Here is a 12,786-nt window from a genome sequence, read left to right on the forward strand (position 1 = left end):
ATCATATGGCAGCACAGTCGGGCCTTCTGGCCGAAGTCACGCGTGGCGGACGCGTCGAATCCCATCATCTGGGTCGGGCGGTTGTGGTGGATGCCGATGGTGGTGTGGTCTGGTCCTGCGGGGATGTGGAGGCAGCGGTGTTTCCGCGTTCGACCGTCAAATCCCTGCTGGCGATCGAGCTTGTGGAAAGTGGCGCTGCGGACCGTCTCGGTCTGAGCAGCGATGCGCTGGCGCTGGCCTGCGCCTCGCATGGCGGCGAGAAAGCCCATGCTGACATGGCGGCCACGATGCTGGGAACGGTCGGCCGCGATGTCGGGTCTCTGGAATGTGGAACGCACTGGCCGACCTATGAACCGGCTGGCCGCGCGCTTGCTGCTGCCCATCAGGAGGCCTGTCCGCTGCATAACAACTGTTCGGGCAAACACGCGGGCATGGTGTGCCTGTCCTGCGATCAGGGCGTTGATCCGACCGGCTATATCGACCCGTCCCACGAGATCCAGCGCCGCGTGACGGATGTGCTGGCCGCCATGATGGACACGCCGCATGACGACGCAAACCGGGGTATGGATGGCTGTTCCATGCCGACCTATGCCGTCCCGCTGAAGGCACTTGCGAAAGGTTTTGCAAGATTTGGCGCGGGAACCGGATTGTCCGAAGGGCGTTTCCGTGCGGCAACACGTCTTCGTGAGGCCGTGGCGGCCAATCCGTTCATGGTCGCCGGGACGGGGCGCTATGACACGAAAATCATGGACTGGTTCGGTACGCGGGCCTTTGTGAAGATGGGCGCGGAAGGCGTGATGATCGCGTCTTTGCCGGAACTGGGGTTGGGTCTGGCCATCAAGACTGATGATGGCGCCAATCGCGCTGCGGAAGTCGCAATGTCCGCCCTGCTGCGTCGCTTCGGTGGCGAAACGCTGTGTCGGGACGCCGCAGACCGCGACATTCTGGACGCAACCGCCACGCAGACCATGCGGAACTGGAACGGGTTCACCGTTGGCGAACTCCGCAGTGCGCTCACGCTGTAAACGGTTTTGTGTTATAGGTTACGGATATGACATCCGCATGAAAGATTGGTGTCATTTTATGACTGAGCAAGAGGAACGCACTGGCCTATGAACGATCAGCCCGGAATGACAGGGACCATTTCGCCGCAGGATGACAGCGGCACATCCATTTTCGACGCAACGCGTTTCAAGATCATCGCCATTGGCGTGATCGCGGCGCTGGCGGGTCTCATGTCCGGGCTTGATATTGGGGTAGTGGCAGGAGCGCTGGACTTGTTCGGCAAGGAATACCACGCCTCCACCATTGCGCTGGAATGGGTCGTCAGTTCCATGATGGCGGGGGCAGCGGCGGGTGCTCTGAGTGCGGGCTGGATGTCTAAGACGCTGGGGCGCAAACATTCCCTGATCGTGGGTGGTGCGATCTTCGTTATTGGCACGCTTGGTTGCGCCATGAGCTGGTCGGTCGCGTCCATGATTTCCTTTCGGATTGTCATGGGTGTCGCGGTCGGCATTTCCGCCTTCACCGCCCCGCTGTACCTGTCGGAAATCGCCAGCGAGGATGCGCGCGGGGCGATGGTTTCGACCTATCAGCTCATGGTGACGGTCGGCATTTTCATCGCGTTCCTGTCCGACACGTATTTTTCCTATAGCGGCAACTGGCGCTGGATGTTCGGCGTGGCGGGCATTCCGGCCATTCTGTTCCTGATCGGCGTGCTGTTCCTGCCCTACAGTCCGCGCTGGCTGATGGCGCAGGGGCGCCACAAGGAAGCGCGGCAGATCCTACTGGATCTGCGCGATGACCCGCTGACGGCTGCCAAGGAAATCCGCGCCATCCGCGAGCAGCTTGAGACGAAGCAGGAGGGTTTCAAGCTCTTCCGCACCAATCCCAACTTCCGCCGCTCCGTGGCGCTGGGCGTGATGCTCCAGATGATGCAGCAGCTCGCGGGCATCAACATCGTCATGTATTACGCGCCCAACATTCTTGCGGCAGCGCATTTCGATGCACAGTCGCAGATGTGGTGCACGGCCATCATCGGTCTGGTGAACATGCTGGCGACTTTCGTAGCGCTGGGACTGGTCGACCGGTGGGGCCGCAAGCCGATCCTGTATGCGGGCTTTACGGTCATGGCGTTCGGCATGGGTATTCTGGCCATTCTGCTTCAGACCGGCATGACCACGCAGTCCTCCCAGATCGCGGCGGTGTTCCTGCTCATGATCTTCTGCGCCGGATTTGCCATGTCGGCGGGGCCGCTGATGTGGGTGCTGTGTTCCGAAATCCAGCCGCTCGGCGGGCGTGATTTCGGCATTGCCATCTCAACCTTCACCAACTGGATGACCAATCTTCTGGTCGGTGTGAGCTTCCTCACCCTCATGCAAACCCTCGGCACGTCAGGTACGTTCTGGCTCTTCGCCGGGCTGAACGCGCTGTTCCTGCTGTTGACGATCCTGTTCGTCCCCGAGACGCGGGGAATGTCCCTCGCCGTCATCGAAAAACGGCTCATGTCGGGTGTAAAACTCCGCAAACTGGGCCGCTGATATTTTCCGGGGCATCACCATCGCGTGATCTTGCGCCCGGCCTCTCTGGTCGGGCGTTTTCGTTTGAACATTCCATCAGGAGACGCGCTTGAGCGAATTTTCCAGATCTCCCCGAGCTTCCAGCCCCGTCGTCGGCAGAAGCGGCGTGCTGATTGTTTACGCGCTGTATATCGCCCGTTTCTTCACGGGAATCAGCCTTCTGGCGGGTGTCATCGTCGCCTATCTCCTGCGCCGACCGAGCGTCGGGATAGAGCGGATGCATCTGAACTGGCTGGTGCGCCTGTTCTGGTATGATGTTGCCTTCATCGTCGGTTCCGCCGCTCTGTTTCTGGCGTGTTTCCTGACGGAACCGCCCGGAAGTTCCGGCCCCGGCCAGCTTCTTTTCCTGCTGCCGATCGGTATTTTCGCAGTCTGGAATATCGTCCTGCTGGTGGCTTTGATCGTGGGTGTGCGTGGTATTCTCGCCGGAGATGGCCCGCTTCCTGAACGCTTCCGGGCATTGGCGGAATAAGCTCGCCGGGAACTGGCGCAATACGCCATTTCTTCAGAGTTTCCGACGAGGTTAATGCGTCGGAATGCCGGGAATCTCTATCTGGCACGGTTTGTGCATCAAGGTTGCTGTCGAGTTTTTCTCAGAGGAATGTTTCCCTCATGTACGCATCCTACGCCCCTTACGAACCTGCCAACCGCTACGGTCGCGGAGATGATGCCCGGAGCGGCCGTGATCTGGTTCTGCTGATTTACGCGCTGTACGTCGCCGGATTTTTCACCGGTGTGACGGCCCTGATCGGCGTAATGATCGCGCATAAAAGCCGCCGCTCCGCCACGGGCCTGACGCGGACGCAGCTCGACTGGCAGGTGCGGATGTTCTGGTATGGCGCGCTCGCCCTCACCGTCATCGGGACGATCCATCTCATGGTCGCGGGTCTGGGCGCTATTACGGGCGGGCTTGGGCTGGTGTTCATGGTGGTGCCCTGGGGGCTGACTCTGGCTTGGGGCATTCTCACGGCCTGGGCCATTGCCCGTGGCGTCCATGCCGCTCTGCTCAATCGTTCCGTCGCAGGTCGCTGAAGCCCGAAAGGCCCATATCATGAACCGTTTCGTGCTTTCCCTTCCTGTCCTCGCCCTCGGCACAGCCCTGGCCTTTCCGGTCTGCGCTGCGCCCCTAAGCCAGTCCTCAATTTCGGACGATATGTCCCTGTCCACTCTGCCCGAGGGTGGAAAACTCTCCAGCATCAACGGAGATGTCAGTATCGGGACGTCAGACGGTCCGCTGTCTGTCCGGACCGTCAGCGGCGACATTCATATCAAGCAGTCCAGAGGGCCGCTCGAGGTCCATACGGTCAATGGCGCGCTGGATGTGGATCATGCGGTAGCCGCTGTGGAAATCCGCAGTGCCAGCGGCGATATCACGCTCGATCATTCCGACGGTGCAGTCTCGATCCGTACCATGAATGGTGACAGCACGATCGATCATGCGACCCATAATGTCATGATCCGCAGTGTTAGCGGGGATACAAACCTTACGCTTGATGCCGCGCCGCAGATGCGCATGATTGATATCGGCACGGTCAGCGGCGACATGACGATCCACCTGCCTCATGGATTTGGTGGAACCTTCGACATTCACCTGAAACAGCGCCGCTCAGACAAGACGCTGCCTCTCCAGCAGTCTCTCGGCCTGACGGTGCAGATCGGGAACTGGGAAAAAGAATCCGGTGGGTCAGTAGAGGTCCGGACGATCACGGCCACCGGGAAGGTTGGCGATGGCCGCGATCACGTCATCATCCACAGCGTGGTCGGTACGCTGAAACTTGTTCAGGACTGAACCACGCCCTCGCAACCCATCCGTTGCAGCGTCTCCGCCATGAAGTCCGGCGGGGAGGCTTCTGCGGCGAGTGTGTCTGACGGCAGGTTCAGTTCCAGACTGCGGGCGAGCAGATGCAGCCCCGGCAAAGATGACCCTGCCGAAGCACCGTAAACCGTATCGCCAAGGATCGGCGTTCCCAGTTCCGCGCAATGGATGCGGGCCTGATGAGTCCGTCCCGTGAGCAGTTCCAGCTCTACCCAGCACAGACTCTTCCCGCGTCCCAGCACACGCCAGCGCGTCCGGGCCTCATCGCCTTTCGCATCCACAACCATGCGCCAGCCCGAGGGACCGGACTTCCGCAGAAGCGGCGCGTCAATCTCGCCGCTGTCCTGCGGCAGAGTCCCCATCACAACCGCCCAGTAGAGTTTGCGAACCTGTCGGTCCTGAAACGCTGCCTGCGCCTCGATCAGCGCCGTTTTGCGCCGTGCAACCAGCAGGCAGCCGGATGTGTCCGTATCCAGTCGGTGCGCCAGCCAAGGCCCTCCGCGCGGATGCGGCAGCAGGCGGGTTTCTACGGAATCCTGCGTGGAAGGGCCGGGATGCACCGCCAGTCCGGCTGGCTTGTCCAGAATCAGGAATCGGGGCGTTTCCAGCAGGACGGGAATCTCCATTCCCGGATAAAACGGGGTGCGCGGGCCTTCGGAGGCGGGGGAGTCCTCCTGCGCGGGCAGGCGGCGTGGCTTGTGGGCGTTGCGCGAGGCTTTGGCCCGTCGGATCCGCTCCTTGCGGTCAGTCTTCATGCTCTTCCTTGCGGCGGACAAGGATCTCGCGTTTGCCCACATGGTTCGCGGCACCGATGATGCCTTCTTTTTCCATCTGGTCGATCAGCTTGGCCGCGCGGTTATATCCGATGGAGAGGTGGCGCTGGATGAAGCTCGTGGAGGCGCGGCCTTCACGCATCACGATGTCCACGGCCTGATCGAACAGGGTACCTTCACCGTCACCGCCCGAGCCGGACCCTGCCGTCAGGCCGCCCGCGCTGTCGTCGTCCTGCCCCGAGACCACGTCGTCGTTGTAGATCGGGTCGCCCTTGGAGCGCAGATCCGCCACGACGGCCTCGACTTCCTCATCCGCCACGAACGGTCCATGGACACGCGTGATGCGGCCACCGCCCTGCATGAACAGCATGTCGCCCTGACCCAGAAGCTGTTCGGCGCCCTGTTCCTGAAGAATGGTGCGGCTGTCGAACTTGCTGATGACCTGAAAGGAAATCCGGGTCGGGAAGTTGGCCTTGATGGTGCCGGTGATGACGTCCACGGACGGCCGCTGCGTCGCCATGATGACGTGAATGCCGGCGGCACGGGCCTTCTGGGCTAGACGCTGCACGGCCGTTTCGATTTCCTTGCCCGCGACCATCATCAGGTCAGCCATCTCGTCGATGACGACGACGATATAAGGCAGGTTTTCCGTGGCGACCTGCTGTTCGTCGAACACTGGGCGGCCCGTTTCGGGGTCAAAGCCGGTCTGGACGCGTTTGGTGACCATCTCGCCCGAAGAGCGGAGCTGGTTCACGCGCTCGTTGTAGCCGTTGATATTGCGGACCTGAAGCTGCGCCATCAGGCGATAGCGGCGGTCCATTTCCTGCACGGTCCATTTGAGCGCGCTGACGGCCTTGGTCGGTTCCGTCACCACCGGCGTCAGGAGATGCGGGATGCCGTCATAGATCGACAGTTCGAGGATCTTGGGGTCGATCATGATCAGGCGGCACTCTTCCGGGCTGAGCCGGTAGAGCAGCGACAGGATCATGGCATTCACGCCGACCGACTTACCCGAACCCGTCGTACCTGCGACGAGCAGATGCGGCATTTTCGCAAGGTCGGTATAGACCGGAACGCCGGCGATGTCCTTGCCGAGCGCGATCTGAAGACGGCCGTTTCCGTTTATCCATTCCGGCGTGCGGAGCAATTCGGAGAAATAGACCGTCTCGCGCTTGGCGTTGGGCACCTCGATGCCGATGACGTTGCGTCCGGGTACGGTCGCGATCCGCACGCTCAGAACCGAAAGCGAGCGGGCCACGTCGTCGGCAAGTCCGATCACGCGGGACGAGCGGATGCCTGGTGCGGGTTCGAGTTCGTACAGCGTGACGACCGGACCGGCATGGATGTCGCCGATCGTACCCTGCACGCCGTAATCGGCCAGAACGCTCTCCAGCAGGCGGGCATTGGATTGCAATGTCTCCTGCGAAGGTCCCGTTACGGCATGCGGCGGCGGTGGGTTCAGCAGGGCGAGCGGGGGCAGTTCCCAGCCCGTCGTCACGGCATTGCGCGGCGCGGCGGGACGTGGGGCGACAGGTTCGGGCGGACGTTCGGGACGGCGCATTCCGAACAGGCCGCGCTTCTGCGGTTCGGGTTCGGGCGGTGTGTCGATGCTGCTCTGGGGCAGGTCCTCGTCCATTTCGTCGTCGATCTGACGACGCACGGGCGGCAGCGGCGTATCGCGCTGGCGGGCGATCTGGGCCAAACGCTCGGCATAGGGGTTGGAGGGCGCGTCTTCCTCTTCCGGCGTAGCAGTCTGGCGAGCGCGGGCAGCCGCGGCTTCCGTCCGGCTGACCGGGCGCGTCTCGGCGGCTGGCTGGCTGTAGGGATCGTCCTGCGTGTCCATGGGGGGCTGCATCCAGCCGGTATTCTGCGGCACGAACGGCTCGGGGCGGGAGCGCGGATCGCTCTTACCGAAGCTGCGGCGTAGGAAGGACAGGGGGGCTGCATCCGCTGCTGGAGCGCCACCGGCTGGGCTGGGCTGGAATTCATACAGGCGCGGATCGGGCGCGGGACGATGATCGGATGTCTGCGGGCCATTCATACGCTTGGCGAGTGAGAAGGGCTGGCGACCCAGCACCACGGCCGTCTTGCCCAGAGCGCGCCATTCGCGGGCTTCGAGACCCATTGCCAACGGCAGAAGTAGGCCCATCAGCAGCAGGACGAGAAGAACGGCAATGGCGTTTCCGGCGGCCCCGGCTTCGGCATGGGCGGCATCCAACAGGCGATGGGCAAAAGAAACGCCCATTTCACCGCCCAGACCGCTGGCGGTCGGCCAGTCGACCTGAAGGCCGGGGATGAGAAGCTGGAGCGTGCCGATGAAGGTGGCGGCGGCGGGCAGAAGGGCGAGGGCGGCCACGATCCGCAGGATCGGCAGGCTCATGCCGTGATGGCGGACCATGCGCCACGCCCAAGCCAGCAGGATGACGATTGGCATACCGCTGCCGAGGCCGAGCCACTGGATCAGACCATCCGAAATGGTCGCGCCCGTACGGCCCAGAAGGTTCGTCGGCTGCGTTCCTGTCGAGGTGTTGAAAGACGGATCGTGCGGATTGAAGCTCCACAGCGCGATCCCGACCGCCACGGCGAAGATCAGCAGGACCAGCCCGAGAAGCTCCATGCAGCGCGCGCGCAGGGCGCTTCGCAGTTTCGGTGTCATGTGCCGGTCATGCGCGTCGCGGACGATGTTGCGCACTGTACTGGTCGATCGGCTGAACGCGGCCAAGTCTCGTCACCCCGTCGGTTTTCTGGATTGCGGCTTGTAAAATTCACTCTGAACTATAGCCGACAGGGTACTGAATACAGAGGGAAAATTAAGGAAAAGTGGAGGAATGCTTCCAGATCGTCACCTTTGCTGCCCCAAAACGACGCTCACAGAGGATTTCTGGCGTGAGTGTGGGCATAAAGTGTTCGGAAGGTGGCATGATGGGCGTAAATTCTTCCGTGGCGCCCGTTTCGGTCACGATCAGCGCGCCCTGCGCCAGCCAGCCGTTCCGCGCCAACGCCCGCAGACCCGATTCGACAAGTCCCTTGCCATAGGGCGGGTCGAGGAAAACCAGCGTGTAGGGTTCCGTGGCTTTGGGCGGATGCGTGACGCTGCAACTCAGCACGCGGGAGCGATCCCGGGCCTTGCAGATGTCCAGATTGATCCGCAGGGCCGCGAGCGCGCTGCGGTCCCGTTCGATGAATGCGGCTTTTTCCGCCCCACGCGACAGGGCTTCGAGCCCCAGCGCGCCGGTTCCGGCGTAGCAGTCCAGCACGAAGGCCTTTTCCAACTCCTCCTGCCCGTACCAGGGGGCATGGGCGAGCATGTCGAAAATCGCCTGCCGCGTGCGGTCAGACGTGGGGCGCGTGCTGGTTCCGGACGGCGCGGTCAGGGCGCGGCCCTTGTTGTCTCCTCCAACGATCCGCATGGATCAGCGCGTCCGATGACGCTTTGGAGCCGGGAGGTCCGGCAACTGTTCGCGCAGGGTTTTGCCGGGAACTTCCTCCAGCTCGCGCGCCTTGAGTGAGCCAAGCTGGAACGGGCCGTAGGACAGGCGGATCAGGCGGCTGACATGCAGGTTCAGGCCTTCCATGACGCGGCGGATTTCGCGGTTCTTACCTTCACGCAGACTGACCGTGAGCCAGGCATTGTCGCCTTTTTTCGAGTCCAGTGCGGCTTCGATGGAACCATAGCGCACGCCGTCATAGTCGAAACCATTGATCAGTGAGGCCAGACGCTTCTCGTCCACGACGCCGAACACCCGCACGCGGTAGCGGCGGACCCAGGCATTGCCCGGAAGTTCGAGGCGGCGGGCCAGTTCGCCGTCATTGGTCAGCAGCAGCAGACCTTCGGAATTGATATCCAGACGCCCGACGCTGATGACGCGCGGCAGGCCTTCGGGCAGCGTGTCGAACACGGTTTTGCGGCCTTCGGGGTCCTTGTGGGTCGTCATCAGGCCGTCGGGCTTGTGATACCGCCACAGGCGGGTGCGCTCGGGGGAATCCACGGGCTTGCCGTCTACCAGCATGATGTCGCCCGGCTGCACGAATGTCGCCGGATGCGTGACGATCTGTCCGCCCAGCTTGATGCGCCCGTCCTCGATCATACGCTCGATATCGCGGCGGCTCGCCACGCCGGCGCGGGCCAGCGCCTTGGCGATGCGCTCGCCTCTCGGGGCTGCTGCGTCCGCTTCGGGTGCAGTGTCCTCGTGCAGGTCAGAGATTTCGGGCATCTCAGGGGCGGTGTTTTCGGTGTTGTCGTCGGTCATCGTGCAGTCTCCACAAGCGCCGCATACAGGCGACGGTCGCCGGGGTCGAGGGAGAATTCGGGGTGCCACTGTACGCCAATGGCGAAACCGGGGCCATCAAGTTCGATCGCTTCGATCGTTCCATCCGGCGCATAAGCGCAGATTTTGGCCCGTCCGGGGTCGCGCACGGCCTGATGATGTGAGGAGTTCACGCTCATGCGCTCCGCCCCCACGATCTGCGCGAGTTTCGTGCCGGGAACGATGTCGATGTCATGGCCGGGTTCGTGGCGTGGGTTGGGCTGTTCGTGTTGCAGCTCTTCCGGAAGATGCTGGATCAACGTGCCTCCGGCGTGTACGGCCAGAAGCTGCATTCCGCCGCAAATGCCCAGAACCGGCTTGCCCTGTGCCAGCGCCGCCCGCAGGAGCGCCAGTTCGGCGGTGGTGCGGGCCGGGCGTGGGCTGGTCAGCGGATGGGGCGCCTCGCCATAAAGCGCCGGATCGACGTCGAATGCGCCGCCCGTGACGATCAGCCCGTCCAGCCGCGCCATCAGGGCTTCGGCATCGCAGCCATAACCCAGACAAACCGGCATTCCCCCCGCATCGCTCACGGCTGTCAGGTAGTTTTCCCGCAGCGCATGGAAGGGGTAGCGAGAGAACTGCCCCGGCCCGCCCGGTTCATGATCCAGCGTCAGACCGATCAGCGGCGCGCGCTGCGAAGGGGATGGACGGGGAGGGGTCATGCGCCGCATCATCGCATCATGAATCAGGGACAGACAAGGATTTACACGGATATCGGTCCGGCGATGCAGACCGCGTTGCAGGCTGCGCGGGAGGCGTCGTCGTGCGGGGAAGTGCCGGTGGGTGCGGTTGTGCTGGCACCTGACGGGCGTGTTCTGGCAGTGGCGCGCAATCACGTGGAGAGCGGGCATGATGCGTCGGCCCATGCCGAGCTTCTGGCCATGCGCGAGGCTGCCGCGCGTCTGAAAAATCCGCGCCTGACGGATTGTACGCTGGTCGTGACGCTGGAGCCGTGTCCGATGTGTGCGGCGGCGATCGTGCATTTCCGCATCGGACGGGTCGTGTTTGGCGCTTACGATCCCAAAGGCGGCGGCGTGGAGCATGGGCCAAGGATTTTCGAGCGCCCTTCCTGTCTGCACCGCCCTGAAGTGATCGGCGGGGTGTGCGAGCGCGAGGCGTCGGCGCTGCTGAAAGATTTCTTCCGCAAACTCCGTAAACCCATCGCAGAATGACGTTGTGGAGGGCGAAATTCACAGTCCGTCACGAACTTACGGATGTTTCACCCGGCGGTCAGCTTGTGGAACGGGAACGGGGTTCATAGTTCAGCGCTATAAGCCACGATGTTTCGCAACAAGTCGGGATTGATATGACCACACGCTTTCGCACGTCCCTGTCCGCTCTCGCTGCCACCACCATGCTGGTCGCGGCCCCCTTCGCGTTTGCGGACACAACGCCCGCAGCCACAGCACCCAGCGGCGCCATCAAGCCCCAGACGGGCGTTCAGGCGCTCCCCAATTTCGTCACGCTCGTCAAGCAGGTGAAGCCGGCTGTCGTGTCCATCACGTCCCACATCAAGGCGGACGTGGCGGAAGAAGAGGAAAATGGTCCGGGCGGTGGCGGCGGTGGTATGGGACAGGGTTCGCCGTTCCCGTTTCCCTTCCCGTTCCAGATGATGCCGCAACAGCAGCAGCCCAACCGGACGGTCGAAGCTCGCGGTTCGGGGTTCATCATTTCGTCTGACGGCTATGTCGTGACGAACAACCACGTCGTGAACGGTGCGACCAAAGTGACGGTCACGCTTGATGACGGCACGACGCTTCCGGCCAAGATCATCGGTCGCGACCCGAAGACGGACGTGGCCCTTCTGCGTGTTAAGCCGACCGGCAAGCTGCCATTTATCGAACTGGGCGATTCCGACGAGGTCCAGCCGGGTGAATGGGTCATTGCCGTGGGCAACCCGTATGGTCTGGGCGGCACGGTGACGGCGGGTATCGTCTCGGCACTGGGTCGTGACCTGCATTCGGGTGCCTATAACGACTTCATTCAGGTCGATGCGCCGATCAATCACGGTAACTCTGGCGGTCCGCTGTTCACGCAGGACGGCAAGGTCGTGGGCATCAATTCCATGATTATTTCGCCCAATGGTGGTGGTTCGATCGGTATTGGGTTCGCCATCCCGTCCGACACCGTCAGATCCGTCGTGAGCCAGCTTGAAAAAACCGGCCATGTCACGCGCGGCTATCTCGGCATTGAAGGGCAGGACATTTCGCCCACGATGGCGCAGGCGCTGAACCTCCAGTCCCCCGAGCCGGGCGCGCCGCCGCACGGAACGCTGGTGGCGTCTGTCTCCAAGGGCAGCCCGGCCGAGAAGGCTGGCATCAAGAGCGGCGACGTCGTCACCACGCTGAACGGCAAGCCGATCAAGAATGGTCATGATCTGGCGGTGAAGGTCGTTTCCATTGCACCGGGCACGCAGGCGACGCTGGGGCTGCTGCGTGACAGCAAGCCGATGACGGTGAACTTCACGGTCGGCAACCTGTCCGCGCAGGATCATGCTTCGGGTGATGCGACCGACAGCGCGCAGTCCGGTGCGGGTAAGCTGGGTGTGTCGCTGGCCTCTCTGACGCCGCGTGCGCGTCAGGAACTGGGTCTGGACGACAGCGTGCAGGGCGCGGTCGTGGCTGATGTCGTGCAGGGTTCACCTGCCGATCAGGCTGGCATCCGTCCGGGCGATATTGTCGTGGCGGTTGGCAATCACGTCACGCCGTCGCCCAAGGCCGTCGTCGCGCAGGTGCATGATGCTCTGGGCCGCAAGCAGCCGCCGCTCCTGCGCATCCTGCGTGACGGGCAGCAGCTTTTCGTGGCCGTCTCCCCGACCGGTTCAGACGACGACAGCTCCGACGACGCCCAGTAAGAGGCACGTCAGAACTCAAAAAGGCGGGAAGGGTCAGACCTTCCCGCCTTTTTTTATGTTTGTTTTTATATCGAATCCGAAATACTCTCGGGCTTTCACCCGTCCGGGACTGTGTTGTCGTGCACCTGGTTACTGTCATGAAATTCGTCGGTGGAGCGCTGGCTTTGCTGGCGCTGACTTTTCTCCCAACGATCATTGCGCTTTGTACCCGCAAAGTTCACTGGCGTGAGGCGTTTGTGGTCAATCTGGCGTTTGCTTTTACATTTGCAGGCTGGTTCGCCGCCATCGCATGGGCTGCGACCGGAGACGACGCGAAGATCAAGACCCGCTTCAGGGCGCTTTCAACCCGCAAAAAGATCCTGCTCGTTTTGGAACTGGTCTTCGTGGAAGTGGCGGTGACGGGGTATGCCGTGTTCCATCACTCTTCCCACGCCACGCATCTTCTGTACTGATCGGG

Annotated in this window: 13 protein-coding genes; 8 read left to right on the top strand and 5 right to left on the bottom strand. The window is 62.5% G+C overall.

The annotated features are described in order from the left end of the window. Nucleotides 1-5: 5 nt before the first annotated feature. The 5 genes from JK208_RS06970 to JK208_RS06990 all read left to right on the top strand — a co-directional run bounded on the left by JK208_RS06970 (nt 6) and on the right by JK208_RS06990 (nt 4,368). Nucleotides 6-1,025 (top strand): asparaginase, encoded by a 1,020-nt coding sequence (locus JK208_RS06970; protein ID WP_211575132.1) that lies wholly within the window; start codon nt 6-8, stop codon nt 1,023-1,025. Nucleotides 1,026-1,112: 87 nt separating this feature from the next. Beyond that, nucleotides 1,113-2,540: a sugar porter family MFS transporter gene (locus JK208_RS06975; RefSeq protein ID WP_249201986.1), complete on the top strand. Its 1,428-nt coding sequence runs from the start codon at nt 1,113-1,115 to the stop codon at nt 2,538-2,540. An 88-nt stretch (nt 2,541-2,628) separates the two neighbouring features. Next, on the top strand, nt 2,629-3,051 hold the full coding sequence (locus JK208_RS06980; RefSeq protein WP_211575133.1) for a hypothetical protein: 423 nt from the start codon (nt 2,629-2,631) through the stop codon (nt 3,049-3,051). 140 nt (nt 3,052-3,191) lie between these two features. Beyond that, nucleotides 3,192-3,611 (top strand): hypothetical protein, encoded by a 420-nt coding sequence (locus JK208_RS06985; RefSeq protein ID WP_249201987.1) that lies wholly within the window; start codon nt 3,192-3,194, stop codon nt 3,609-3,611. A 19-nt stretch (nt 3,612-3,630) separates the two neighbouring features. Further along, nucleotides 3,631-4,368, top strand: coding sequence for a DUF4097 family beta strand repeat-containing protein (locus tag JK208_RS06990; protein ID WP_211575134.1), 738 nt, complete (start codon nt 3,631-3,633; stop codon nt 4,366-4,368). On the opposite strand, the gene JK208_RS06995 is transcribed toward JK208_RS06990, so the two are convergent. The 5 genes from JK208_RS06995 to JK208_RS07015 form a co-directional block, all read right to left on the bottom strand. Further along, nucleotides 4,359-5,150, bottom strand: coding sequence for an RluA family pseudouridine synthase (locus tag JK208_RS06995; protein WP_211575135.1), 792 nt, complete (start codon nt 5,148-5,150; stop codon nt 4,359-4,361). The two genes, JK208_RS06990 and JK208_RS06995, sit on opposite strands and share 10 nt — an antisense overlap. Beyond that, a complete protein-coding gene (locus JK208_RS07000) occupies nt 5,140-7,860 on the bottom strand; it encodes a DNA translocase FtsK (RefSeq protein WP_211575136.1) in 2,721 nt (906 codons plus the stop codon). Before JK208_RS07000 ends, JK208_RS06995 begins: the two co-directional genes overlap by 11 nt. Nucleotides 7,861-7,978: 118 nt before the next feature. After that, nucleotides 7,979-8,578, bottom strand: a complete 600-nt coding sequence (rsmD, locus tag JK208_RS07005; RefSeq protein WP_211575137.1) for a 16S rRNA (guanine(966)-N(2))-methyltransferase RsmD — start codon at nt 8,576-8,578, stop codon at nt 7,979-7,981. 3 nt (nt 8,579-8,581) lie between these two features. Then, nucleotides 8,582-9,382 carry a pseudouridine synthase gene (locus JK208_RS07010; protein WP_206034212.1) on the bottom strand — a complete coding sequence of 267 codons (801 nt, stop codon included), beginning with the start codon at nt 9,380-9,382 and terminating at the stop codon, nt 8,582-8,584. Between the two features lie 32 nt (nt 9,383-9,414). Continuing rightward, nucleotides 9,415-10,149 (bottom strand): gamma-glutamyl-gamma-aminobutyrate hydrolase family protein, encoded by a 735-nt coding sequence (locus tag JK208_RS07015; RefSeq protein WP_211575138.1) that lies wholly within the window; start codon nt 10,147-10,149, stop codon nt 9,415-9,417. A gap of 51 nt (nt 10,150-10,200) precedes the next feature. On the opposite strand from JK208_RS07015, the gene JK208_RS07020 reads away from it, so the two are divergent. The 3 genes from JK208_RS07020 (at nt 10,201) to JK208_RS07030 (ending at nt 12,781) form a co-directional block, all read left to right on the top strand. Continuing rightward, entirely contained in the window at nt 10,201-10,647 is a 447-nt protein-coding gene (locus JK208_RS07020; protein ID WP_249201989.1) for a nucleoside deaminase, read from the top strand. 134 nt (nt 10,648-10,781) lie between these two features. Beyond that, on the top strand, nt 10,782-12,329 hold the full coding sequence (locus JK208_RS07025; RefSeq protein WP_194267002.1) for a Do family serine endopeptidase: 1,548 nt from the start codon (nt 10,782-10,784) through the stop codon (nt 12,327-12,329). Nucleotides 12,330-12,466: 137 nt separating this feature from the next. Then, nucleotides 12,467-12,781: a superinfection immunity protein gene (locus JK208_RS07030; protein WP_211575140.1), complete on the top strand. Its 315-nt coding sequence runs from the start codon at nt 12,467-12,469 to the stop codon at nt 12,779-12,781. The last annotated feature ends 5 nt before the right edge of the window (nt 12,782-12,786 follow it).

It is taken from the genome of Gluconobacter sp. Dm-74 (assembly GCF_018256135.1).
In the GTDB taxonomy this organism is placed as follows: domain Bacteria; phylum Pseudomonadota; class Alphaproteobacteria; order Acetobacterales; family Acetobacteraceae; genus Gluconobacter; species Gluconobacter cadivus.

Bases quoted from the DNA above. Each gene is read 5' to 3' on its own strand.
- JK208_RS06970 (WP_211575132.1), top strand. From the start codon at position 6: ATGGCAGCACAGTCGGGCCTTCTGGCCGAAGTCACGCGTGGCGGACGC.
- JK208_RS06975 (WP_249201986.1), top strand. From the start codon at position 1,113: ATGAACGATCAGCCCGGAATGACAGGGACCATTTCGCCGCAGGATGAC.
- JK208_RS06985 (WP_249201987.1), top strand. From the start codon at position 3,192: ATGTACGCATCCTACGCCCCTTACGAACCTGCCAACCGCTACGGTCGC.
- JK208_RS06990 (WP_211575134.1), top strand. From the start codon at position 3,631: ATGAACCGTTTCGTGCTTTCCCTTCCTGTCCTCGCCCTCGGCACAGCC.
- JK208_RS06995 (WP_211575135.1), bottom strand. From the start codon at position 5,150: ATGAAGACTGACCGCAAGGAGCGGATCCGACGGGCCAAAGCCTCGCGC.
- rsmD (WP_211575137.1), bottom strand. From the start codon at position 8,578: ATGCGGATCGTTGGAGGAGACAACAAGGGCCGCGCCCTGACCGCGCCG.
- JK208_RS07010 (WP_206034212.1), bottom strand. From the start codon at position 9,382: ATGCCCGAAATCTCTGACCTGCACGAGGACACTGCACCCGAAGCGGAC.
- JK208_RS07015 (WP_211575138.1), bottom strand. From the start codon at position 10,149: ATGATGCGGCGCATGACCCCTCCCCGTCCATCCCCTTCGCAGCGCGCG.
- JK208_RS07020 (WP_249201989.1), top strand. From the start codon at position 10,201: ATGCAGACCGCGTTGCAGGCTGCGCGGGAGGCGTCGTCGTGCGGGGAA.
- JK208_RS07025 (WP_194267002.1), top strand. From the start codon at position 10,782: ATGACCACACGCTTTCGCACGTCCCTGTCCGCTCTCGCTGCCACCACC.
- JK208_RS07030 (WP_211575140.1), top strand. From the start codon at position 12,467: ATGAAATTCGTCGGTGGAGCGCTGGCTTTGCTGGCGCTGACTTTTCTC.